22 protein-coding genes and 1 pseudogene are annotated in these 21709 nt (G+C 53.7%); 11 read left to right on the forward strand and 12 right to left on the reverse strand.

Annotation, left to right across the window (positions count from 1 at the left end):
- Window positions 1-2: 2 nt before the first annotated feature.
- The 4 genes from ACXKZG_RS08025 to ACXKZG_RS08040 are packed head-to-tail and all read right to left on the reverse strand — an operon-like array spanning window position 3 to window position 5108.
- Window positions 3-776 carry an ATP-binding cassette domain-containing protein gene (locus ACXKZG_RS08025; RefSeq protein ID WP_488875968.1) on the reverse strand — a complete coding sequence of 258 codons (774 nt, stop codon included), beginning with the start codon at window positions 774-776 and terminating at the stop codon, window positions 3-5.
- The gene (locus ACXKZG_RS08030) at window positions 776-2557 is read right to left on the reverse strand and encodes a dipeptide/oligopeptide/nickel ABC transporter permease/ATP-binding protein (protein ID WP_455864871.1); all 1782 of its coding nucleotides are present in this window, start codon (window positions 2555-2557) and stop codon (window positions 776-778) included. Before ACXKZG_RS08030 ends, ACXKZG_RS08025 begins: the two co-directional genes overlap by 1 nt.
- The gene (locus ACXKZG_RS08035; protein WP_013202877.1) at window positions 2554-3501 is read right to left on the reverse strand and encodes an ABC transporter permease; all 948 of its coding nucleotides are present in this window, start codon (window positions 3499-3501) and stop codon (window positions 2554-2556) included. The genes ACXKZG_RS08030 and ACXKZG_RS08035 overlap by 4 nt, the downstream gene beginning before the upstream one ends.
- A gap of 20 nt (window positions 3502-3521) precedes the next feature.
- The gene (locus ACXKZG_RS08040; protein ID WP_488875969.1) at window positions 3522-5108 is read right to left on the reverse strand and encodes an ABC transporter substrate-binding protein; all 1587 of its coding nucleotides are present in this window, start codon (window positions 5106-5108) and stop codon (window positions 3522-3524) included.
- Window positions 5109-5229: 121 nt separating this feature from the next.
- Between ACXKZG_RS08040 and ACXKZG_RS08045 the strand changes: the two genes are divergently transcribed.
- From ACXKZG_RS08045 to ACXKZG_RS08065, 5 genes are all read left to right on the forward strand, one after another.
- Complete coding sequence (locus tag ACXKZG_RS08045) at window positions 5230-5877, forward strand: DUF1028 domain-containing protein (RefSeq protein ID WP_488875970.1); 648 nt, start codon at window positions 5230-5232, stop codon at window positions 5875-5877.
- A gap of 150 nt (window positions 5878-6027) precedes the next feature.
- Window positions 6028-6366, forward strand: a complete 339-nt coding sequence (locus ACXKZG_RS08050; protein WP_346566654.1) for a type II toxin-antitoxin system PrlF family antitoxin — start codon at window positions 6028-6030, stop codon at window positions 6364-6366.
- A 25-nt stretch (window positions 6367-6391) separates the two neighbouring features.
- Complete coding sequence (locus ACXKZG_RS08055; RefSeq protein WP_346566655.1) at window positions 6392-6880, forward strand: type II toxin-antitoxin system YhaV family toxin; 489 nt, start codon at window positions 6392-6394, stop codon at window positions 6878-6880.
- Between the two features lie 392 nt (window positions 6881-7272).
- Window positions 7273-7749 carry a tetratricopeptide repeat protein gene (locus ACXKZG_RS08060; RefSeq protein WP_346566656.1) on the forward strand — a complete coding sequence of 159 codons (477 nt, stop codon included), beginning with the start codon at window positions 7273-7275 and terminating at the stop codon, window positions 7747-7749.
- Between the two features lie 263 nt (window positions 7750-8012).
- Window positions 8013-8318 carry a cupin domain-containing protein gene (locus ACXKZG_RS08065; protein WP_346566657.1) on the forward strand — a complete coding sequence of 102 codons (306 nt, stop codon included), beginning with the start codon at window positions 8013-8015 and terminating at the stop codon, window positions 8316-8318.
- Window positions 8319-8439: 121 nt separating this feature from the next.
- On the opposite strand, the gene ACXKZG_RS08070 is transcribed toward ACXKZG_RS08065, so the two are convergent.
- The gene (locus ACXKZG_RS08070; protein ID WP_488876236.1) at window positions 8440-9342 is read right to left on the reverse strand and encodes a LysR family transcriptional regulator; all 903 of its coding nucleotides are present in this window, start codon (window positions 9340-9342) and stop codon (window positions 8440-8442) included.
- A gap of 89 nt (window positions 9343-9431) precedes the next feature.
- On the opposite strand from ACXKZG_RS08070, the pseudogene ACXKZG_RS08075 reads away from it, so the two are divergent.
- Window positions 9432-10447, forward strand: a pseudogene (locus ACXKZG_RS08075) (NADP-dependent oxidoreductase).
- A gap of 67 nt (window positions 10448-10514) precedes the next feature.
- Here ACXKZG_RS08075 and ACXKZG_RS08080 read toward each other — a convergent pair.
- Window positions 10515-10967, reverse strand: a complete 453-nt coding sequence (locus ACXKZG_RS08080) for a GNAT family N-acetyltransferase (RefSeq protein WP_488875971.1) — start codon at window positions 10965-10967, stop codon at window positions 10515-10517.
- 107 nt (window positions 10968-11074) lie between these two features.
- Here ACXKZG_RS08080 and ACXKZG_RS08085 point away from each other — a divergent pair, with 107 nt between their 5' ends.
- The 3 genes from ACXKZG_RS08085 to psrA all read left to right on the forward strand — a co-directional run bounded on the left by ACXKZG_RS08085 (window position 11075) and on the right by psrA (window position 13250).
- Window positions 11075-11644 carry a TetR/AcrR family transcriptional regulator gene (locus ACXKZG_RS08085; protein ID WP_346595206.1) on the forward strand — a complete coding sequence of 190 codons (570 nt, stop codon included), beginning with the start codon at window positions 11075-11077 and terminating at the stop codon, window positions 11642-11644.
- 59 nt (window positions 11645-11703) lie between these two features.
- The gene (locus ACXKZG_RS08090) at window positions 11704-12180 is read left to right on the forward strand and encodes a nuclear transport factor 2 family protein (RefSeq protein ID WP_346594165.1); all 477 of its coding nucleotides are present in this window, start codon (window positions 11704-11706) and stop codon (window positions 12178-12180) included.
- 170 nt (window positions 12181-12350) lie between these two features.
- Entirely contained in the window at window positions 12351-13250 is a 900-nt protein-coding gene (gene psrA, locus ACXKZG_RS08095; RefSeq protein ID WP_134824513.1) for an L-proline-binding transcription factor PsrA, read from the forward strand.
- Here psrA and ACXKZG_RS08100 read toward each other — a convergent pair.
- From ACXKZG_RS08100 to ACXKZG_RS08115, 4 genes are all read right to left on the reverse strand, one after another.
- Window positions 13225-14031 (reverse strand): substrate-binding domain-containing protein, encoded by an 807-nt coding sequence (locus ACXKZG_RS08100; protein ID WP_488875972.1) that lies wholly within the window; start codon window positions 14029-14031, stop codon window positions 13225-13227. The two genes, psrA and ACXKZG_RS08100, sit on opposite strands and share 26 nt — an antisense overlap.
- Before the next feature lie 15 nt (window positions 14032-14046).
- The gene (locus tag ACXKZG_RS08105) at window positions 14047-15342 is read right to left on the reverse strand and encodes an MFS transporter (RefSeq protein ID WP_488875973.1); all 1296 of its coding nucleotides are present in this window, start codon (window positions 15340-15342) and stop codon (window positions 14047-14049) included.
- A 437-nt stretch (window positions 15343-15779) separates the two neighbouring features.
- On the reverse strand, window positions 15780-16376 hold the full coding sequence (locus ACXKZG_RS08110) for a DUF1349 domain-containing protein (protein ID WP_488875974.1): 597 nt from the start codon (window positions 16374-16376) through the stop codon (window positions 15780-15782).
- A gap of 235 nt (window positions 16377-16611) precedes the next feature.
- Window positions 16612-17541 carry an alpha/beta hydrolase gene (locus ACXKZG_RS08115; protein ID WP_488875975.1) on the reverse strand — a complete coding sequence of 310 codons (930 nt, stop codon included), beginning with the start codon at window positions 17539-17541 and terminating at the stop codon, window positions 16612-16614.
- Between the two features lie 121 nt (window positions 17542-17662).
- On the opposite strand from ACXKZG_RS08115, the gene ACXKZG_RS08120 reads away from it, so the two are divergent.
- The gene (locus tag ACXKZG_RS08120) at window positions 17663-18577 is read left to right on the forward strand and encodes a LysR family transcriptional regulator (protein WP_488875976.1); all 915 of its coding nucleotides are present in this window, start codon (window positions 17663-17665) and stop codon (window positions 18575-18577) included.
- 154 nt (window positions 18578-18731) lie between these two features.
- On the opposite strand, the gene ACXKZG_RS08125 is transcribed toward ACXKZG_RS08120, so the two are convergent.
- Window positions 18732-19901, reverse strand: coding sequence for an MFS transporter (locus ACXKZG_RS08125; protein WP_123427403.1), 1170 nt, complete (start codon window positions 19899-19901; stop codon window positions 18732-18734).
- A gap of 162 nt (window positions 19902-20063) precedes the next feature.
- Window positions 20064-20993, reverse strand: coding sequence for a LysR family transcriptional regulator (locus tag ACXKZG_RS08130; protein ID WP_049089397.1), 930 nt, complete (start codon window positions 20991-20993; stop codon window positions 20064-20066).
- A 128-nt stretch (window positions 20994-21121) separates the two neighbouring features.
- On the opposite strand from ACXKZG_RS08130, the gene ACXKZG_RS08135 reads away from it, so the two are divergent.
- Window positions 21122-21688 carry an NADPH-dependent FMN reductase gene (locus ACXKZG_RS08135; protein WP_488875977.1) on the forward strand — a complete coding sequence of 189 codons (567 nt, stop codon included), beginning with the start codon at window positions 21122-21124 and terminating at the stop codon, window positions 21686-21688.
- Window positions 21689-21709: the final 21 nt, after the last annotated feature.

Genomic DNA, 21709 nt, shown 5'->3' on the forward strand with positions numbered 1-21709 from the left:
CTTTATAGCCGGGGCGCGCTGGCCAGCAGCGTCTGGGTATAACTGTGCTGAGGAGAGGCAAACAGCACCTCGTTCGGTGCGCATTCTACCAAATCTCCGCGATACATCACCGCCACCCGATCGGCGATGGATTCCACCACCGCCAGGTCGTGGCTGATAAACAGGTAGGAGAGGCCAAACTGCGTTTTTAACTGGTCCAGCAGCAGCAACACCTGCGCCTGCACCGAGACGTCCAGCGCGCTGACCGGTTCGTCGAGCACCAGAATCCGTGCTTCCGCCGCCAGCGCGCGGGCGATGGCCAGACGCTGTGCCTGGCCGCCCGAAAATTCATGCGGATAGCCGAGCAGGGCATCGGCGGGCATCTGTACCGCTTCCATCAGTTCCAGCATGCGGGTTTTGCGCGGTGCGGCAGAATATCCGCAGAGATGGCTGAGCGGGATCGCCAGGATATCGGCAATGGTTTTGCGCGGGTTTAGCGACGCCACCGGATCCTGAAACACATACTGAATGGTGCGGCCCGACGCTTTCGCCTGCTGCGGGCGCGGCTGGCCCATCAATTCGATGCTGCCGGAGGTCGGGGTTTCCAGGCCGACCAGCATTCTGGCCAGGGTACTTTTGCCCGAGCCGCTTTCACCCACCACCGCCAGCGTCTCCCCGGCGGCAAGGTGCAGCGACACCCCTTTAACAGCGTGCACCTGGTGGTCACCGGCCGCGAACCAACGGCCTTTACGGCCAAAGGTTTTCACCAGATTTTTCACTTCTATCACGTTGCTCATCATCCCTCCTTCACGGTGGCGGGATATAACCCGGCGACCTGCTGCAAAAATTGACGTCCCTGGCCCAGTTTCGGCACGCTGGCAATCAGCCGGCGGGTGTAGTCGTGCTGCGGATGATCCAGCACCTGCTGCGTATCGCCGGTTTCGACGATTTCACCAAAACGCATCACCGCGACCCGATCGCAAATCTGCGCAATAACGCCAAAGTCGTGGGTGATAAACAGCAGCGTCAGGCCCCGTTCACGGCGTAAACGTTGCAGCAGCTCCAGAATGCGGGCCTGTACGGTGACGTCCAGCGCGGTGGTGGGCTCATCGGCGATAATAATGTCCGGATCGTTAGCCAGCGCCATCGCAATCCCCACCCGCTGACGCTGTCCGCCGGAAAGCTGATGCGGATAGGCATGAAAACGCGGAGCCGCGTCCTGGATGCCGACGCTGGTCAGCAACTCCAGCGCTTTGGCCTTCGCAGCGGCGGAGGTTAACGGCTGGTGGGCCTGAATCGCTTCAATCAGCTGGCTGCCAATGCTCATCTGCGGATGCAGCGTGGTCAGCGGATCCTGGAAGATATAGGCCACCCGCGCGCCACGACGCTGCTGCAACGTTTTTTGCGGCAGTGACAGCATCTCTTCACCCGCGACATAAATCGCGCCGCCGGTAATTTCGCCCGGCGGGGAAGCCACCAGGCCCATCACCGACAGCGCGGTCACGCTTTTGCCGGAGCCACTTTCGCCAATCAGGCCAAGGCATTCGCCGCGCTTAACGTGAAAGCTGATGCCGCGAACGGCGGGCTGGAACTGGCTGCCGGAACGGAAGCTCACCGCCAGGTCGACCACTTCCAGTAACGCCGCCTCGCCCTGGGTGGCGGCCGGGATGGCCGGTCGGGTAACGCGGGTCACCGCTCTGGCTCTGAGCAAGACGCCGGACTTCAGACGCGGATCCAGAACATCGCGGATGCCATCGCCCAGCAGGTTAAAGCTCATCACCAGCAGAAAAATCATCACCCCTGGCACCACCGAAACGTGCGGCGCGCTAAACATCTGCGCGCGGCCCTGGCCGAGCATCGAGCCTAAATCCGCCGCCGGCGGTTGCGTGCCCAGCCCGAGGAACGACAGGCCGGCGGTTTCAAGGATCATCCAGCCGACGGTGGTGGACAGGGTGATGACAATCACCGGCAACACGTTGGGCAGCACCTCGGTGAACAGGATCTGCGTATGGTTTTTGCCGGACAGCCGCGCCGCCTGCACAAAATCACGCTGGCGCAGGCCGACGGTCAGGCCACGGATATTACGGGCAAAGAACGGAATGTTGACCACGGCGATAGCGTACAGCGCGTTAAGCAGACCCGGGCCGAGCACCGCCACAATCACCAGCGCTAACAGGATGTAGGGAAACGCCATCAGCATATCGATAAAGCGCATCAGCAGGCTGTCGGCCTTGCCGCCAGCGTAGCCGGCAATCAGCCCAATCAGCGTGCCGAAAAAGGCCGCCAGCAGGGTGGCGCTGATGCCGACCGCCAGCGAAACCCGGGTGCCCCACACCAGCCTGGACAGCACATCCCGGCCCAGCGGATCGGTGCCTAACAGGTGGCCGGGTGACAACGGCGGCAGCAGGCGCTTCAGTAAATCGGTGGCATCGGGATCGGCCAGCGGCAGCAGCGGGGCACAGAGTGCGGCCAGCGCGGAAAGGGTCAGAATAATCAGCCCGAGAGTTGCCAGCCGGTTAGCCAGCAGCAGCGACCAGGCTGAACGGCGCTGACGCGTCGGTGAGAGTGTCTCGCTCATGATTTTAACCTCGGGTCGAGAAGCGCCTGCAGGATATCGGCACACAGGTTGATCAACACATAGGCGCAGGCCGCGACCAGCACGCCGCCCTGAACCAGCAGCAGATCGCGGGTGGAAACGGCATTGACCAGCATGGCGCCGAGGCCCGGCCACTGGAAGACGGTTTCGATATACACCGCGCCGCCCAGCACAAAACCGGCCTGAATGCCGATCACCGGGATCACCGACACCAGCGCCATACGGAAAGCGTGGCCATAGATCACCTTGCGCTCGGACAATCCTTTGGCGCGTGCGGTACGGATAAAGTCCTGACGCAGCACTTCCAGCATCGCGGTGCGGGTCAGGCGGGCAATCACGCCGGTGGCGACAATCGCCAGCGTCACGGCGGGCATCGCCAGGTGCTGCAACAGATCCAGCCAGCCGCCACCGCCCCAAATGGCATACATACCCGAGGCCGGGAACCATTGCAGCTGGACCGCAAACAGCATAATCATCACCAGGCCAATCCAGAATGACGGCAGCGAAATGCCAATCAGCACCAGCAGGGTAATCAGCCGGTCACCCCAGCCAAACTGCCTTACCGCTGAGACAATCCCCGCCAGCAAGCCCAACACCGTGCTGATTAACAGCGCGCTTCCGCCGAGGATCAGCGTGTTGCCGAGGCGCTGCATCACTTCATCAATCACCGGGCGGTTCAGCACATAGGATCGGCCGAAGTCACCGTGCAGCATATTGCCGACCCAAATCAGATACTGCTGCCACAGCGGCTTGTTCAGCCCCAGCTCCTGATTGATGCGCGCGACGTTTTCCGGGGTAGCCCAGGCGCCCAGTAACGCCTGCGCCGGGTTGCCGGGGATCATCGCCATAATCACAAACACAATCAGCGACAGGCCGATAAACACCGGCACGGTTGATAACAGCCTTTTTAACAGGTAGCTCCACATAACCACGCTCCGCTCTGAAATCAGTGTTTGGTCACCCGGTTGAGTAACAGGTTAAAGTTGGGTTGCAGGGCAAAGTGCGCGATGCGCGTGGAGGTCACGGCGTTCTGCTTCCAGTTGGCGACGAAAATCCACGGCGCATCGTCATGCACAATTTGCTGAACCTGCCGGTAGAGGGTGGCCCTGGTCGCCGTGTCGGTGGTCAGTCGCGCCTTTTGCAGCAGCCGATCGACCTGAGGGTTGCTGTAATAGCCGGAGTTAAATCCGCCTTTCTTCGGCCAGGCATCGGTGCGCAAAGTCAGGAACGGCAGGGTGTCGGGATCGTTGGTCATCCACGCCATTTCGGCCATATGGGTGTGGTTATCCAGCCCGGCATTGACCTTGGCCAGATAGGTGTTCCACTCATAGCTCTGAATATTGACCTTCAGCCCGACGGCTTTTAGATCGGCCTGAATGGCGGTGGCCATCGGCAGCGGATCCAGCATGCCCGAACCGCCTTCGGTGACATAAAAGGTCAGGGTGGCGCCTTCGGCTCCGGCGTCCTTCAGCAGCTGACGTGCTTTCTGCGGATCGTACGGCCAGGGCTGTACCGCCTTGTTGGCTGCCCAACCGAATGCGGAAGGTATCGGGCCATCCGCCACGCTGGCAGAGCCTTGCAGGATGTTATCGACCAGCGACTGTTTATTGATGGCGTAGTTAACCGCCTGACGCACGCGGCGATCGTTAAACGGCGGAACCTGGGTGTTGAGCATCACGTACCAGACGTGCGGGCCGGTGGTTTCATACAGACGGAAGCGATTGCTTTTCTCCTTAAACAATTTCACCGTGTCGGGCGGCACTTCGACCATCGCATCGATGCCGCCGGAGAGCATTTCCGCCACCCGCGTATTGCCGTCGGTGATCGGGCGGAACACCACGTTGTTTACCGCCGGTTTGCCATCCCAGTAACCGGCATTTGCTTTGATCACCACGCGCTGGTTTGGCTGCCATTCGCTGAAGGTGAACGCGCCGGTGCCGACCGGATGGCGTCCAAACTCTTTGCCGTACTTTTTTACCGCCGTGGGCGAGACGATCAACCCGGTCGGCGTCGCCAGATTCGACAGCAGTGGCGCGAAAGGCTCGCTGAGGTGAAATACCAGCGTCTGCTGATCGGGCGTTTCTATCGATTTTATCGAGGAGAAAAAGAACGACAGCGGGAAGGGGCCGGTGTTGTGCCACGGATTTTTATCATCGAGCATGCGCTGGAAGGTGAATTTGGCGGCTTCGGCGTTGAACGGCGTGCCGTCCTGAAAACGGACGTTTTGACGTAAATGGAAGCGATAGGTCAGGCCGTCCGGGGCGATCTCCCAGCTGGTGGCCAGCGCCGGTTCGATATCCAGCTTGCCTTCGCCATTGCGCACCAGCCCGTCATAAATATTGACCAGAATGCGGGAGTCATTCGCCGCCGTCGCCACCTGCGGGTCCAGCGACTGCGGTTCCGCTACCTGGCCGATTAACAGCGCATCGGCAGGGGTTTTCGCCTGCAACGCGGGCAGCCACAGCAGAGCCAGAAGCGCTGAAGCGGGCAGCCATTTTCTGCTTAACAAATTTCCGGTTATCGCACTCAGCATCACGGCCTCTTCAGCAACAGGTGAAAGAATAAGCGTTGTTGTGTTTTTTATTTATGCGTATAAATAAACAATATTGCAATAATTTATACATATAAATTAGATCTGACCGCGAGGAATCGGGATGACTTTTTCAATCGTCGCACGCGATCCACAGACCGGCGCGCTGGGCGTGGCAACCGCGACCGCCGGGCCCGCCGTCGGGGCGTTGGTGATCCATGGCCGCGCGCAAACCGGCGCCATCGCCACCCAGGCGATGACCAATCCGCTGTATGGCGTGCGCGGTTTGGCACTGCTTAAAGCAGGCGAGGGTGCTGTGCAGGTGATGCGTACCTTGCTGGATGACGATCCCGAGGCCGCGCGCAGGCAGCTGATGATCGTCGATTGTCTTGGCGGCATCGCGCACTGGACGGGCGGCGAGTGCGGCGAATTTGCCGACAGCCTTGAATCGACGGCCTGCGCGGTCGGAGGAAATTTACTGACCGGGCCCGACACGCTGCAGGAGATGATAGGCGTTTATCAGCAGCAGTCAGCGTTGCCCTTTGCCGACCGGTTGCTGGCGGCGATGTGCGCCGGAGCCGCGGCGGGTGGCGATCGCCGTGGACTGAAATCGGCTGCGCTCCAGGTCTGGCATGACCGTGAATACGCCAGCACCGATATTCGTGCCGACTGGAACGACGATCCGCTGGTGGCACTGAAAGAAATCCTGCAGCAAACCCGCCAACCCAGCCATGCCGACTTCTTTGCCGCGCTGCCCAAGGGCCAGCCGTAATCAACGCGTGCACAACCAGGGCCTGAAAAAATAGCCAGTAATGCACTTGCATTGCACAATGCAGATGCATTACGCTCGCTACAGGCTTGAAGACGCCAGGCGGTTTGATAATCCGCGTCCCGATAGTGGGTAGGCGTCGAGGAGAAAATAATGAATGTAAACATGGCAGACGTGTCTTTGCGCGCGGAGTCCCGACTCACTGAGCGTAGCCAGACCACCATTCCCGCAGCGATTCGCGATGCGCTGCAACTGAAGCCGGGAGAATTCATTGAATACGCTCTGCTGCCCGGCGGTAAAGTCGTTATGTCCCGACGAGAAGAAGAAGCGGAAGATCCGGTGGTCCCGCAGTTTCTGGCTTTCCTCGAAAACGACATGATGACCAACCCGCATCATATCCATGCAGTGCCAGCAGAATTTTGGGCAGGGATCCAGCAACTGACTGCTGGCGTTGAGGTCGATTTAGACGGGCCGCTGACTGACGATGAGTAGCAGGCAACATGGAGCAGGAGGCGACATGGAGTATTTGGAGATTAATGGATGGAAATTCTATTTTCATTCCTGTTTTCTGACGCAGCTGGCTGAACTTCAAAATAAGGTCCTGGCGCTGAAAAAAAAGGATCCTCAGGGCTATCACAAAAAGAAAGAAACCAAGCTGCTGGCGGCGATTGAGCAAATCATTACTCGGGTGATCCCGGCCAATCCACTGGACAGCCACTTTCGGCAGGGCAATACCTTAGGCCAGGATTACCGGCACTGGTACCGCGTCAAATTCCTGCAGCAATTTCGGTTATTCTTCCGCTTCAGCGTGCCCCACAGAACCATCATTATTGGTTGGGTAAATGATTTCGGCACGCTTCGCGCTTATGGTTCGAAAACAGATGCCTATACGGTATTTGAACGGATGCTGAAGTCTGGCGAACCCCCTGATGACTGGGATGCGCTTTTGAAGCATTGCCAAACCGATGCCAGGGTTATAAACAGCGATATTTCTCGGAAATATTAAGGCGGTTTTTACGCTTCGCTTCATGTTTTGAGCGTCCGAAAATTTTCTATGCAAGGTAAGGGTAGCCAGAATCAGTCTGAAAAAGTCGGCTCGGAGCGAGGTTGTGTCTTAATAGTGGTAAGTGGCTGGAGCGGACGTCGGAGAACTTCGAATGATACCTGTTTCATTTCTTTTTGCCGGTTTCATCTCATAATGATTACCCAAATTTACTTTGATATATTACTTATATAATTATGAAAACAATGTAGAGTTCATCAGCACGATTCTGGGCATTTTGAAGTGGTTATACGTAGATTTACATCTTCTTTGGTGTAAAGCGGCGTTGAGATAGTTTCTGAAGGGCACCTACGCGTCTTATGTTGATTATTAATTTCACTTAAATGGATGTTTTTATGACAAGTTTTCAATTACTGAATCATGCCATAAAGCTTAGAAAGCAAAGTCGCTTTGATGAGAGTAGACAGCATCTTTTGTCCATTATCGGGTCTGAAGTGGGTAACGGAGTTATTTACCTTAACATCGCATGGTCTTACGATAATCAAGGTCTTGAAAGCGATGCCTTGGGTTACTACATTAAATCCCTCAATGAGAACTTATCCAAAGAAGACTACTTTGAAGCAAAATTTGGACTCGCTTGTACTTACAGATGCCTAAGATATTTTGAAGAGGCTGAACCATTATTCGAATCGCTAATCCGTGATTATCCTGAGCGTACAGAGGTCATTCCTTACTTTGCGCTCAGCCTGACATCAGCAGGTAAAAAAGATTATGCGTTAAGGGTTCTCTTAGAACTCATCGTTAAAAACCCACCTTCAGAAGGCATTCAGGCATATCAAAAAAACCTTTTGGGATGCCTAAAAGAGCTATGAAGACAATTGGTATAGTGGATGTTTTGGAAAGTCTGATTTATTGGGTAATAGGATAAGAATACGCTGGCTGATAGTTAGATATGCGGTGACTGTAGTGATGATTGTGCTAGTTTCTGAAGTAGCAATGCGAAGTGGTCGGCTAGGTATCTGCATTCGGCAATCGACATATCCTTTTTTCAACGTAATTTTTCCTATTTGTTATATGTCGACATATAACTTATATGGCATAAAAGCGTTAAGCGAACATCAACAGGAATGAGCTTATGCCGCTTTATGATCTTAAAACCCAAGCAGATGCATTACCGAAAGCCTGGCATTCTCAAATCTTAGGCCGTATCGGGGAAGCGAATCTCAAAGTGCTCCGTATGGATGAGCGTTCAGTAACAGAGGAGGTACATGAGTATGACGAGGGATTACTCGTCATCGATGGTCGTCTGGAACTGAGCGTGAAGGGTGAAAAAATCACCGTTACGTCAGGTCAGCTTTATATAGCCAAAGCTGGCGTTCCTCATACGGTGGAAACGGGCAGTTCTGGCACACTGGTGATTATCGATTTACCCGAAGAGTAGGTTGTCTTTGGCTTCATTGGTACAGTGTCTTCATCATTGGCAGGGGAGGCTGCTGATAGCCAATAATTTACTGAAGCAATGTATTAATCGCGCGGACCTAAATTCCATACTCTAAGGCCGCCTAACAGCGATCAATAAGATGATCCAGTAATGCACGAACGGCCGGGTTAGACCGTCGGCTTTCATGCCAGAGTGCTGTAATATTATGCCGCTCAACAGCGAAAGCGGTCAGGATCGGAACCAGTCTTTTATTCTTTACCCATGAATCAGCCATAAAACTCGTCGCCATTCCTATTCCGCCTCCTGCAGCAACTAAGGCCAGTACGGCTTCGCTGGCATCAACAACAACATCTGACGATGGCAAAATCTCTGTCTCCCGTTCCCCAACCTGAAAAGGCCAGCGAAAAAGCTGCCCTGTTTGTTGATAACGCAGGTTTACCGTTTTATGGCTCATGAGGTCATTAGGATTTTCAGGGGCAGAGCAACTGGCAAGATATTCAGGCGAGGCGTAACACCCCAGCCGGTACGGCGAGAGACGGCGCGACAGAAGATTTGAATCGTCAAGATCGCCAAGCCGGACGGCAATATCAATGCTCTCATCCACGATACTGATAACGCGATCGCTCAACCGCAAGTCAATTTTCACTTTTGGATACAGCGCGCAGAATTGCGGAAGTGCAGGAGCAATCACATGCAGACCGATCGGGTACGATGCCGCAATACGCAGTGTCCCTGCGGGCTCCGCGCGCGAGCGTTTCGCTATCTGCTCAATCTCGTCTGCATCCTGAAGCAATCGTAAAGCCCGCTCGTGAAGCTCACGGCCTTCTGCGGTTAAAACCAGCGAACGTGTCGTTCGGGTAAACAGGGTAATGCCAAGTTGCGTCTCCAGCCGCTGGATGCTCTTACTGATTGCTGAAGGTGAGACTGACAGGGAACGGGCAGCAGCAGTGTAGCTGCCGAGAGCGCCAGCACGAGCGAATGCAATTAAACCTGTGAGTCTTTCAAAACCTATTTGTTCCTTCATGGCACAATTAAAGCGAAATTCAGCCTGATTATCAATGTCACATTTCAGGCTTATCATCGGTCATCTGATTACCTTTAAGTGAGATTGTGATGACTGACATGATGAAAGCAGTACAGCTTTATGCATTTGGTGGGCCTGAGAAGCTGCAGTATGGCGAGACAACCCGTCCAGTGGTGGGAAGCAATGAAGTACTCGTTAAAGTACATGCGGCCGGCCTTAATCCACCGGACTGGTATTTGCGCGACGGTTACCGGGCGCTCCCGCCTGAATGGTGGCCTGACCCGACATTTCCGCTCATTCTGGGAACAGACATATCGGGCGTAGTTGCAGCCGTCGGTGAGGATGTTTCGGAATTCACCATCGGCAACGAGGTTTACTCAATGGTGCGTTTTCCTCAGGGGGTAATGCAGGGCAGCGGCGCCTATGCTGATTACGTGAGCGTACCTTCCTCAGAGCTGGCAATGAAACCCCAACGTATCGGACATGTTCAGGCTGCGGGTGCGCCGATGTCGTTACTTACTGCCTGGCAGTTCCTTGTCGAACTGGGTCACGATGCCCCCAATCCTTTTCAGTCCTTCAGGCATACACCTGTCCCATTAGAAGGCCGGACGGTGCTGGTAAACGGTGCCGGTGGAGGCGTTGGGCATTTTGCGGTACAGATAGCAGGTGGAAAGGTGCGCGAGTAATCGCCGTGGCTTCATCCCGAAATGAGGAGCTTATGCGTGAGCTGGGGGCAGATGAGTTTATTGACTACACCAAAGTTGCCGCCGAAACCGCGGTGAAAAATGTCGATCTTGTGATTGATGCCGTTGGCGGTACAAATATGGAGCGCTTCCTGACGTGTATCAAACCGGGAGGCGCGTTGTTTCTCGTCAACCCTCTGGGGTTTGCCGGACAGGAGGAGGCGCTCAGAAAGAACATTACGGTTTCAATCACGCAGGTACGCTCAAATGGTGCGCAATTAGCTACTGCCGGCAGCCTTCTGGACGACGGAACGATCCGGGTTGTTATTGACAGCACTTACCCATTAGCCATGGCGTCCGCTGCTCATCAGCGTGCTGCACTGGGGAGCATTCAGGGCAAGATCGTGCTCACTAACTTTTGATGATCACTTTTCCGTTACTGCATTCGCTATTTAGTGCCAGAAGCAGACCTCAGATCCAGTGATTCAATCATCGCAATGCCTTTGAGAAACAGACAGCGTCTGTCCTACCGATATATGGGCCGTAATTCTCAATACGGGTATAACCATTTTTCTCGTAGAAATTGACGGCCCGATAGTTAATGCGTCGGGTTTCCAGCCTGAGCTCGATATATCCCATCTCTTTTGCAGATTTTTCCAGAAAGATGAGTAAAGCACCGCCAACCCCTGACACACTTCGGTCTGAAAACATTCTTTTAAGCTCGGCTATCTTTTGCGTTAGTGGCCGTATCGCACCGCATCCTATAGCTTTGCCTTGAGAATTCTTTGCTAATGCCCATAACGCTTTGTCATCACTCATTGCTTCAGCGGTGAAATTACTTTTACCGTTATCACCAGTAATCGCGGCAAGTTCTGCAGATAGCAATTCGATCAAGCGAAGGGATTCTGAAGAAAATGGATCTGATTTCTCTACTGTTATCATGGTTATACCCTGCAGGATGAATGTGACCAACATAACGCATCTTACTTTAACCTTCTTTTTTGAGAAAACTGTTGATCATGGAGAACGATCGTTCTACCATTCAATTCATGAACAGAAAGCCAACAGATACCCGAGAAAAAATCCTCACCACCGCCGAGCAATTGATTTATCGGAACGGTATTCATGCAACGGGCATGGACCTTCTGGTGAAGACCTCGGGCGTAGCCAGGAAAAGTATTTATCGCTATTTCGCGACCAAGGATGATGTGGCCGCCGCCGCGTTGAAAGAACGTGATGAGCGCTGGATGTGCTGGTTCAGAACGGAATCTGATAAAGCTGATACCCCTCAAGCGCGCATTTTGAATATGTTCACCGTGCTCAGAAGCTGGTTTGAGTCAGAAGGCTTTCGAGGCTGTGCATTTATCAATACCGCGGGAGAAGTGGGTGATCATACCGATCCGGTTCGTCAGATAGCGAAGCTGCATAAACAAAAATTACTGGATTACACGCGTGAACTCACCGGGCAATTAAACATTGAGCGCCCTGAAGTTCTGGCCAGGCAGATATTTATTCTGATTGAGGGCGCGATCACCATGTCTTATGTAATGGGCGATAGCAGCGCGGCCGACAGTGCAGGGGACGTTGCGAAACACTTGCTGGAGTCTGTCTCATCTTAATACCTGAAAGACATAAAACTGTTTCTACTGAGATATCCTAATTTACGGGAGGCTATACCATGTCTGATACACACACTCGTCCGCCACTTCCGCCGTTCACTCGCGAATCGGCGACTGAGAAAGTTCGGCTTGCTGAGGACGGCTGGAACAGCCGCGATGCCGAAAAAGTCTCGCTGGCGTACTCACTGGATACCCAATGGCGCAACCGAACCGAGTTTGCAAATAATCGTGAAGAAGCCAAAGCCTTCCTCACCCGTAAGTGGAATAAAGAACTTGAGTACCGTCTCATAAAAGAGTTGTGGGCGTTTGACAGCAACAGAATCGCTGTCCGCTACGCTTATGAATGGCGTGATGATTCAGGTAACTGGTTCCGCTCTTACGGGAATGAAAACTGGGAATTTGAAGCAGATGGCCTGATGCAGCGTCGTTTTGCCTGTATCAATGACATGCCTATCAAGGAAAGTGAGCGCAAGTTTCACTGGCCTCTGGGCCGTCGCCCGGATGACCATCCGGGGCTGTCGGAACTGGGTTTATAGTTTGTCGGTTAATGTTCGACGGTGACTTTTCCCCGTTAGCCTGTATTTATGCCAATGCCCAACGAATTCGATTAGTCCGCAGAACCTGAATCGTGCTGCAAATGAGAACACCCTCGCGATGCGGGCGGAAATGCAGCCATCGGGGAAATTAAAAAGGATTGTTTGCTGCTATGCCCGTAAATTTTGATCTCAACGATCTTTATGCCTTCCGAGCGCTGGTTGAATACAGTAATTTTCGGCTTGCCGCAGAGTCCATCTGTCTTTCACAGTCAGCATTGAGCCGAAGGATAGAAAAGCTGGAAACCGCGCTGGGAATCAAGTTGTTCAACAGAACCACCCGGCGTGTGACGTTGACACTTTATGGACAGACCTTTGCGGAACGTTCAGATCAGCTACTGGCGAATGTTGAGGGAGTATTAGCCGACATCAATAAGGTGAGTCAGGATCGGGTAGGGCTGGTCACTATCGCCACGGTGCCATCGGCAGCCTACTATTTTATGCCAGATGTTATCCGCCGTTTCCAGGCTCGCTATCCACGGGTACGCGTTAAGATTATCGATAGCAGTGCAGGTAATGTTATTGAAGCGGTTGCCAGTGGTCAGGCCGATTTCGGCATCTGTTTTGCAAAAGATCTGCAACCTGATATCGAATTTATACCGCTAACAGGCGATGTCTACGTCGCTGCCTGCAGGCGTGATCATCCGATAGCCAGTAAAAAAAACCTGACCTGGCGAGAGTTTTATCAACAGGATTACATTGAGCTTGATAAGACGTCCGGTAACCGCAACCTGCTCGATAAGATGCTGGGGCACATCGTTCCTGAGCGCCCCAGTATCTGCGAAACCCGACATGTGACCACCATGCTGGGTATGGTTGAAGCGGGTGTCGGTATTGCTGCCGTACCCGCTATGTCGATGCCGACCTCAGAGCATCATATGCTGACTCACCTTCCCCTCACAGAGCCGGTGGTGAAACGCACGGTTGGCCTCATCAGACGCAGTGGACGTATGCAGTCCTACGTTGCAGCAGAGTTGGAGAAGCTCATCACTGAACAGTATCATGCTGTTTAACCGGCAGTTCAGCCGTCACGGATCTCATTCCGGTAGCGCGAATGGTATTTTGCGCCTCAGTCGAAGACAGGAACTTCAGTAACGCTTTGCCTTCCTGTCCGTGATGAGATTTGGCGATCACCGCACCGGCAAAACGGGTAACGTACTGCACATCTTCAGGGAGTTCACCAATAAAGGTCACTCCCGGCACAGGAAGCAGTTCACTGACTTGCTGGAAACCGACCGCATAGTTCCCTTTAGCGACCTCAGATGCCACCGGAATGCGCTGTACCATATGCGCTTTTGTTTTCACCTTGTCTTCGATATCCAATTTTTTGAACAGATGGCTGCTGATATAGCGGCCGCTGGCACTGTCAGAATATGCAATAGATTTGGCCTGCAAGAGGGTATTGCGCAGATCGGCATCCGTTTTAATATTCGGTTCAGGGTCACCTTGTTTGACGACCATACCGATTGATGAGTCGGCTAATTCCACGCGCGAGCCCGGCAGAAGCCAGTTATCCTTTTCCAGATTGCTCAGCGCATCACCCACCATAATCACCACATCAGCATTTTCTCCACGGGCCAGACGCGCTGGGATCGCCTGAGGCGTCTTACCCATAGAGGGGCCGGATATCAAAATAATATTGTCACCGGTTTCCGCTTTAAATTGCGGGGCCAGTTTTTCCAGTGCGGCTTTAAACCCGCCTGAAATCATGACGGTGACGTCCCTGGCAGCCACCCCCGTGCTGACAGAAGAAAGCAGCAGCGAGGCGAGGAGTGAAAGATGAATTTTGTGCATGACGTGATCCCTGATTTAACCTGCAGTTTGAAGTGATAACGCGCTGCGACGGTATAAATATAAGGTCGCCAGTAATGCGCATACGGCAGCAAAGCTCATCCAGTAGCCTGGTGAAGCCTTATCACCGGTGTACTCAATCAGTGCGGTTGAAATAACCGGCGTGAATCCGCCAAACACCGCGGTTGCCAGACTGTAGGCCAGAGAAAATCCGGCAACCCGCACCTCCGTTGGCATGATTTCTGTCAATGCCGGTATCATGGCACCGTTGTAGAGACCGTACAGGAAGGACAGCCACAACAGCACCGTGAGCATCATGGAAAAGCTGGGCGCTTCAGCCAGCAGGTGAAGAGCCGGATAGGCCGTCACCAGGGCCAGCAGCGCCATGGTCACCAGCACCGGCTTACGTCCATAGCGGTCTGACAGGGCACCGCCTACCGGTAGCCAGATGAAGTTAGATATCGCCACCAGCAACGTCACCAGCAGGCTGTCAGAGGTGCTGAGCATCAGTACTTTCTTACCGAAAGTGGGGGCATAAACCGTGATCAGATAAAACGCGGTGGTGGTCATGGCGACCATCAACATGCCAGCAATCACGACCTGCCAGTTTGCTAAAAGCGTTTTAAACACGTCACGCATTGCCAGGTGGTTACGGCGGGCGGTGAACTCTTCGGTCTCTTCCAGTTTACGGCGCAGGAAAAAGATAAAAGGTACGATCAGGCAGCCGAACAGGAAGGGCAGGCGCCATCCCCACTCGCGAAGGGTGCTTTCTTCCATGACAGCATTCAGTGCGAAGCCCATGGCCGCGGCGACCATTATGGCCACTTGCTGGCTGCCAGATTGCCAGCTGGTGTAAAAGCCTTTACGACCGGGCGTGGCAATTTCTGCCAGGTAAACGGATACGCCGCCCAACTCTGCTCCCGCTGAGAACCCTTGTAACAAGCGACCACACAGCACCAACAACGGCGCCCAGAGGCCAATCATTTGATAGGACGGAATCAGGACAATCAGGAATGTCCCTGCGGCCATAATCGACAAGGTCACAATCAGCCCTTTGCGTCTGCCGACCTTATCAATGTACGCGCCCAGCACGACTGCGCCGACAGGACGCATTAAAAAGCCCGCGCCAAAAACGGCGAAGGTCATCATCAGCGAGGCAAATTCACTGCTGGCCGGAAAAAATGTATGGGCGATGTAAGTGGCATAAAAACCGAACAGAAAAAAATCAAATTGCTCCAGAAAGTTGCCAGAAGTCACGCGCAGTATCGCGCCGCATCTTGTTCGGGTCGTCATGGGGGCGTTAGAGGTATGCATGTTTATCTCCAGTTTATAAGTGACACTTTTACAGCGCCTTGTGACTTCAGACTGGAGGAGGAAAACCAACTAAATAAGCGCAATAAACTCATGAACCGATGCGTTTAGTGCATTAATTATCGCTAACAATTTCATCCGCAAGCTGTAACGGGCTATTAACAGCGTTACTTTCTTCATTTAAGTCTAAAAACGTTATGCGTATTTTGTGACAGGGTTCATATCAGATGAACCTTCAAGAGATAAGCGGCGGAGTGGCGGGAAATTTTAAAGTGAATGTAAAAGCGCTTGCCCCTATTTGAGGTAGGAAGAACGAAGGCGCGTACTGGCGGGGATACCTGTGATGAGGTTGAGTTTAATTTCAGGCTCTGATGAAGCCTGAAAGGTAATCAATACAGCAAAAACACACGAAGACACTTTTAATCTGTCGTCATGCTTGATCAGGTCAGATCATGTAGAGGCTTATTTGAAGGTGGGCCGAGGGTGAATTCGTCGAAGATGACGTCGAGCCCCTGCCTTTCGGGTGTACAACTCATTACGCCTACAAAACGCTTTCGCGTTTCCGGCCAATGGCACAATCTCAGTAACGGCCAGGTTTTGCCATCCGTCGAGTACTGTATTCGCAGAGCCTCATTTTCCAACGTGGCACGCATCCAGAATGTCCCCGGATCGCCGGGGAAAATCCCGGTGGCCCAGTCAGACATTTTGCGTGTCACCACGCTGCCAATGGAAGACTGACCGTCATTAAATTCAATGCCAGCCTTGACCCAATGCAGGTCATCATCAAGCAGAAATAGTCCGGCCTGATCGTAGAGATGAGAAAAACCCGCCGTCACCTTTACCTGCACGGTGAAATCACCCTCCAGGTAAAATCCAAATGCATGGCCGGTATGACGCTGGAATCCGTAATACGTCTGTTGCCAAAAGTCAGTGTTGAGATCCGTGTTAAACCGCAACTTTCCTTCCTCAACCGTCCAGACTTGAGGTGGATTTATCCAGACTCCGCCCTCGGCGCCGAGTGAATCAATCGCTGTCATAAACGTTCTCCTCGCAATACTTTTGACGAATCTGATGTGAATACACAGCTGTGAGTGCAACCGATCGACGGAACACAGGGTTTAACCCGTTCAGGGTGTGAAACCTAGTCTAGCGTTTTTCCCGGCCTCTCGTTGAGTTGTCGGTCATTTGACGTCAGCGGGGTGTGTAAATGAGGCATTTTCTCAGCTGACGGGCGCAGTCAGTCGCGCCCGTGAGTTAGCTCATCTGTAATGATTAGTTCGCGGCATCCCGCAGAGCCTGCCTGATAAAGGCGACCGAGCTCTCCAGAGCCTGCACCGCTTCGGGCTGCAGCGCGGAGAAGAAATGCCAGGCGTGGAACATACCAGGCCAGACTTCCAGATTTACGCGAACCCGGTGATCACCCAGATGAGTTGCCAGCCGCATCGCGTCGCTCAGCATCAGTTCATTTTCGCCAATCTGAACCAGCACCGGCGGCAGGCCTGTCACATCGGCAAACACCGGCGAGGCCATGGGATGATTAGGCAGGGCATCGCCAAGGAAGGTACGGGCCAGGAAATCCAGACCGGCTTTGGTGTTCAGGGGATCCAGGCCTTCTCTGTTGGTCATGGAGACGCCGGTGTGTTCAAGGTTGGCCCAGGGGGAAATCGAAACTCCGCCGGCCGGAAGCGGCAGGCCCTTGTTGCGCGCCGCCACCATCACGGTAACCACCATCGCTCCGCCCGCGGACTCGCCGGCCAGCACAATTTTGCTGCCGTCAAAACCCTGCTCAATCAACCACTCATAGGCACGAACGGTATCGGTAACCGGCGTGGGGAAAGGATACTCCGGCGCCAGACGGTAATCCGGCATGTACACCCGTGCGCCCAGCATGCTGGCGTAGTTGCCACCAATACCGTGATAGCCCGCCGGTTCGCCGACAATATAAGCCCCACCGTGGATGTACATCACGATGGCGTCAGTTTCAAGGTTATCAGGCGTCACCAGCGTGCCCGGTACGCCACCCATGTCGACATCCGTAAAGCTGACGCCCGCAGGCGCAGGGTTTTTAGCCAGCATACGTGTATACGCGTCACGCACTTCGCGCATAGGCGTGACGGTGTCTTCACCGGTAAGAATTGGACCCAGATCGACCAGACTTTCTGACCATTCTTTTACGGCTTGCCTGGTGTGTTTATTCAGCATTGTCATTCCTGTTTGTATTTGCATTGAAAGAGAACAGGAGCCTATGATAGATAAACATTTGGGGAATGTGTTTCCCATATCAGGGTACAGTCACGCCCGTATTGAATGAGATAAATTAAGCATGGAAATCAACAGCATTGGTGATATCGCGGCGTTCGTGGCAGCCGTAAAAGCCGGGAGTTACACCCATGCAGCGGGTTCCCTTGGTCTAACGCGATCCGCCATTGGCAAAAGTATTGTCAGGCTGGAAACGCGCATGGGGGTTCGCCTTCTTAACCGCACCACCCGGAGTCTGAGTCTTACCGATGAGGGGAGGGTCATGTACGATCGTTGCCGACAGATACTGGATGACCTGGAAGAGGTCGATGCCGCCATGGCCATGCGCAGGGGGAAGCCATCGGGGACGCTCCGGCTGAGCGCGCCGCTTTCTTTTGGTCAGCGACACATTCTTCCCATTCTCGATGCTTATCTGAAAAAGTGGCCGGAACTTCGTGCGGAGGTTTCCTTTACGGACAGGTTTGTCGATCTGATTGAAGAAGGGTTTGATATTGCCATTCGCATCGGTGAACCCCGCGATGACTCACGTATTCTTACCCGCACAATTGCTTCTCAACGTATTGTCACCTGTGCATCGCCCGAATACCTGTCCTTACGGGGTGCTCCAAAGACCCCTGCGGAATTAACCGGACATGACACTATTTTTCTTCTGAGTGCAGAGAAGAGGCGAAGCTGGCATTTTGCCACTCCCGAAGGCACTTTTGTCTATGAAGGACCCGGCCGGCTTAACCTCGACAGTTCGGAAGCGATGCGGGCATCAGCAATTTCCGGGTTTGGTATCGTTCACCTGCCGACCTATTTGCTGGCGGATGATGTCCGTAGCGGCAAGCTGGTGCCTGTGCTGGAGGAATATCCTTTCCCGCCGGAACCTGTGCGGATCATCTATCCCAGTAAACGACACTTATCTCCGCGGATCCGCGCCTTTATTGACCTGCTGGTTGAACGCTGGGAGCCGGGAGTCCCCTGGGAGCAGGGGTGAATGTCGGTTCGCACCTTTCCTAACCACAGGTCCGCTGTGTGGCAGAAGCGGACGTGAGTTAATCAGTTAAGTGAAATGCGAATAAATTTTGCGATATCTGTTATGGCCAGTGAATGATTCGGATGACGTTCTCACTGGCCAGTGGTGATACCTTCTAATTCAACTCTGCAGCATGCCCGGTTTTATCCGTAAGACCGGACAACACCGCTAGTATTAGTGCAATGACAGACAATATAGCGCCTGCCCAATTGGGGGCTTGCAGACCGAATCCCGCAGCAATCACCGCGCCACCCAGCCAGGCTCCCACGGCATTACCGAGGTTGAAAAGACCGATATTAACCGCAGCAGCCAGCGTGGGGGCACCTGCTGCCCGTGCTTTATCCATCACCAGTTTCTGAATAGGGGAAACGGTCGCAAATCCAAACGCAGCCATCAGGAAAATGCAGAGAGCTGACATAATCTGGCTGTGCGCCGTAAAGTTGAATACCAGTAACACGACGGCCTGAGCAGCCAGCGTGATGTAGAGCATCGGCATAAGAGCGCGATCGGCATACCGGCCACCAAGCTGGTTTCCCGTAAACAATCCCAGTCCGAACAGCAGCATCAGCCACGCGAGGCTGCTTTCACTGTATCCAGCCAGCTCCGTCATCATTGGCGCGATGTAAGTAATTGACGTAAAGAATGCCCCCGGCCCGAAAACAGTAATGCCCATTGCCAGCAGCACGTTGACGTTTTTGAAGGCGTTAAACTCATGCGCAAATCTCTGGTTCCGGGGCTTTGGCTGGTGAGGGATGAGCATACCGATGCTGATAACCGTAATGACCCCAATCACCGCTATGGCCATAAAGGCATCACGCCAGGAGAGGTGTTGACCAATCCAGGTACCTGCGGGTACGCCTATAAGGTTTGCGACGGTCAGCCCCATAAACATGAACGCAATGGCCCTCACGCGCTTAGACGGTGCAACCATATCTGCTGCAATAATCGAACCAAGGCCAAAGAAAGCACCGTGCGTCATCGAGGTAATAATTCTGCCCAGTATGGCTATGCCAAGTGTTGGGGCAAACGCCGTCACCAGGTTCCCGGCCACGAAGAGCAGCATCAGGAAAACCAGCATGGCTTTTCGCGGGACTTTTGAACCCAGAATAATCAGGGCCGGTGCGCCGACGAAGACGCCCAGCGCATAAGAGGTTGCCAGATAGCCGGCAACGGGAATGGTGACGTTAAAATCAATGGCAATGACGGGGAGCAGGCCGGCAATGATGAATTCAGTGGTTCCGATACCGAATGCACCTATCGCCAGCGCCCAGAGAGCTAATGGCATAACAAATATCCTGTAAGTAACATTATGTTTTACGTTTGAACTGCTCCGGCATACGGGAAAGGTTTCAGCCCGTAAGGCAACAAAAGCAGCGGGACGATAAGGATATAAGTTTGCTAAAAGGCGATAAACAGCCCTGATATCGCCTCAGTGACGACAAAAATTCTACCTCAGAGTGCCGAAATAGCCTTCTCCGGCCTTTTTCAGCAGTTCGTCAACGATGAGGCGAACTCTCGGTATGAGGTGCCTTGTTCGGGGCCAGATGACGTTCAACTCAACCGGGATGGGGGCATGGTCTGCCATCACGGAGATCAGGTTGCCTGCGGCGATATGGCTGTTAACCATAGACTCAGGAAACTGCGCTATCCCCACGCCAGCCAGACAGGCCTGAATCATGGCATCTCCGTCGCTTATCTGATGTGCTGTGGGGGATATAAATTTCACTTCACGCTCCCCGACCTTTCGCAGCCGCCAGGCAAGGGGGGCGCCCCGACGGTAGCCCATAATGCAGTAGTGGCTTTTCAAATCCTCCATATCGGCAGGCAATCCGTTCTGTTCAAGATAGGCCGGAGAGGCGCACAGGATAAGCCGCTGTCGGCTCAACCGACGGGCGATCAGCTCATCGGTGCTCTGTAGCTCTCCCAGGCGCAGAACCAGGTCAACGCCTTCCTCCACCGGGTCAATAAGACGGTCATTGAACGTGAGCGCCAGACGCAGGGCCGGGTAGCGGGTCATCATCTCGATTAATACCGGCATCATCAGATTCCTTCCGAAAGACGCAGGCATATCAATACGGACCGTCCCGGCGGGATTTTCCTGGCGTCTGCTGAGCGTATTCTCGGCAGAGTCGAGAATTTCAAGCGCTGAGAGGCAGCTGGTCAGGTAAGCCTGACCATCACTCGTCAGGCTCAGTTTACGCGTTGATCGGTGAAAAAGACGCGTTCCCAGTCTCTCCTCAAGCCGTGCCACACTTTTACCTACGGCCGATTTGGTAATGCCCAATTGCTCCGCGGCCTCAGTGAAGCTGCTCGATTTCGCGGTAATGACAAAGTTAGTAATCCCCCGCAGGGATTCTGCTGACAGTCCGGTAGACATAAAGTTGACTCTGTGACGACTCATAGTGCGTTTATCGATGTGTAATTCTATACCAGGCTTATCGCTATCAGTAAACAAAGCACCGGCAACCGCCGGATAATCCATTTTTTTAATTACAGGGGACAGCCATGTCATATGAAAAACCACTCAAATTTGTGACTCTTCTGGGAAGCCTTCGCGAAGGCTCTTTAAACGCCATTGTGTCGCGCAATCTTGCCTCACTGGCACCCGAGCATGTGGAGATTAGTGCACTGGGCTCTGTAGGAGAGTTACCGCACTATGATGCAGACCTTCAGGCGCAGGGCTTCCCCGAGGCAGTGGTGGCAATGGGGAAAGCAATATCGGCAGCGGATGCGCTGATTATCGTCACGCCTGAATATAACTATTCCGTCCCGGGTGCCCTGAAAAATGCGCTGGACTGGCTTTCCCGCCTGCCGGACACGCCAGTTGCCGGCAAGCCTGTTGCCATACTGACGGCGTCACCCGGGGCGATCGGCGGTGCACGTGCCCAGTATCACCTGCGTCAGATTCTGGTCTTTCTGGACGGGCGGGTTCTTAACAAGCCTGAAGTCATGATCGGTCAGGCCACTTCAAGACTGGATCCGGAAAATGGCAGCATCACGGATGCGGGCACCCGCAGTCTGATATCAGCTCAGCTCGCTGCACTGGCAAAAATGACGGTCAGCCTGGGCTGAACATCCCATCACTCTTATCCG

It is taken from the genome of Erwinia sp. 2186, assembly GCF_057812255.1.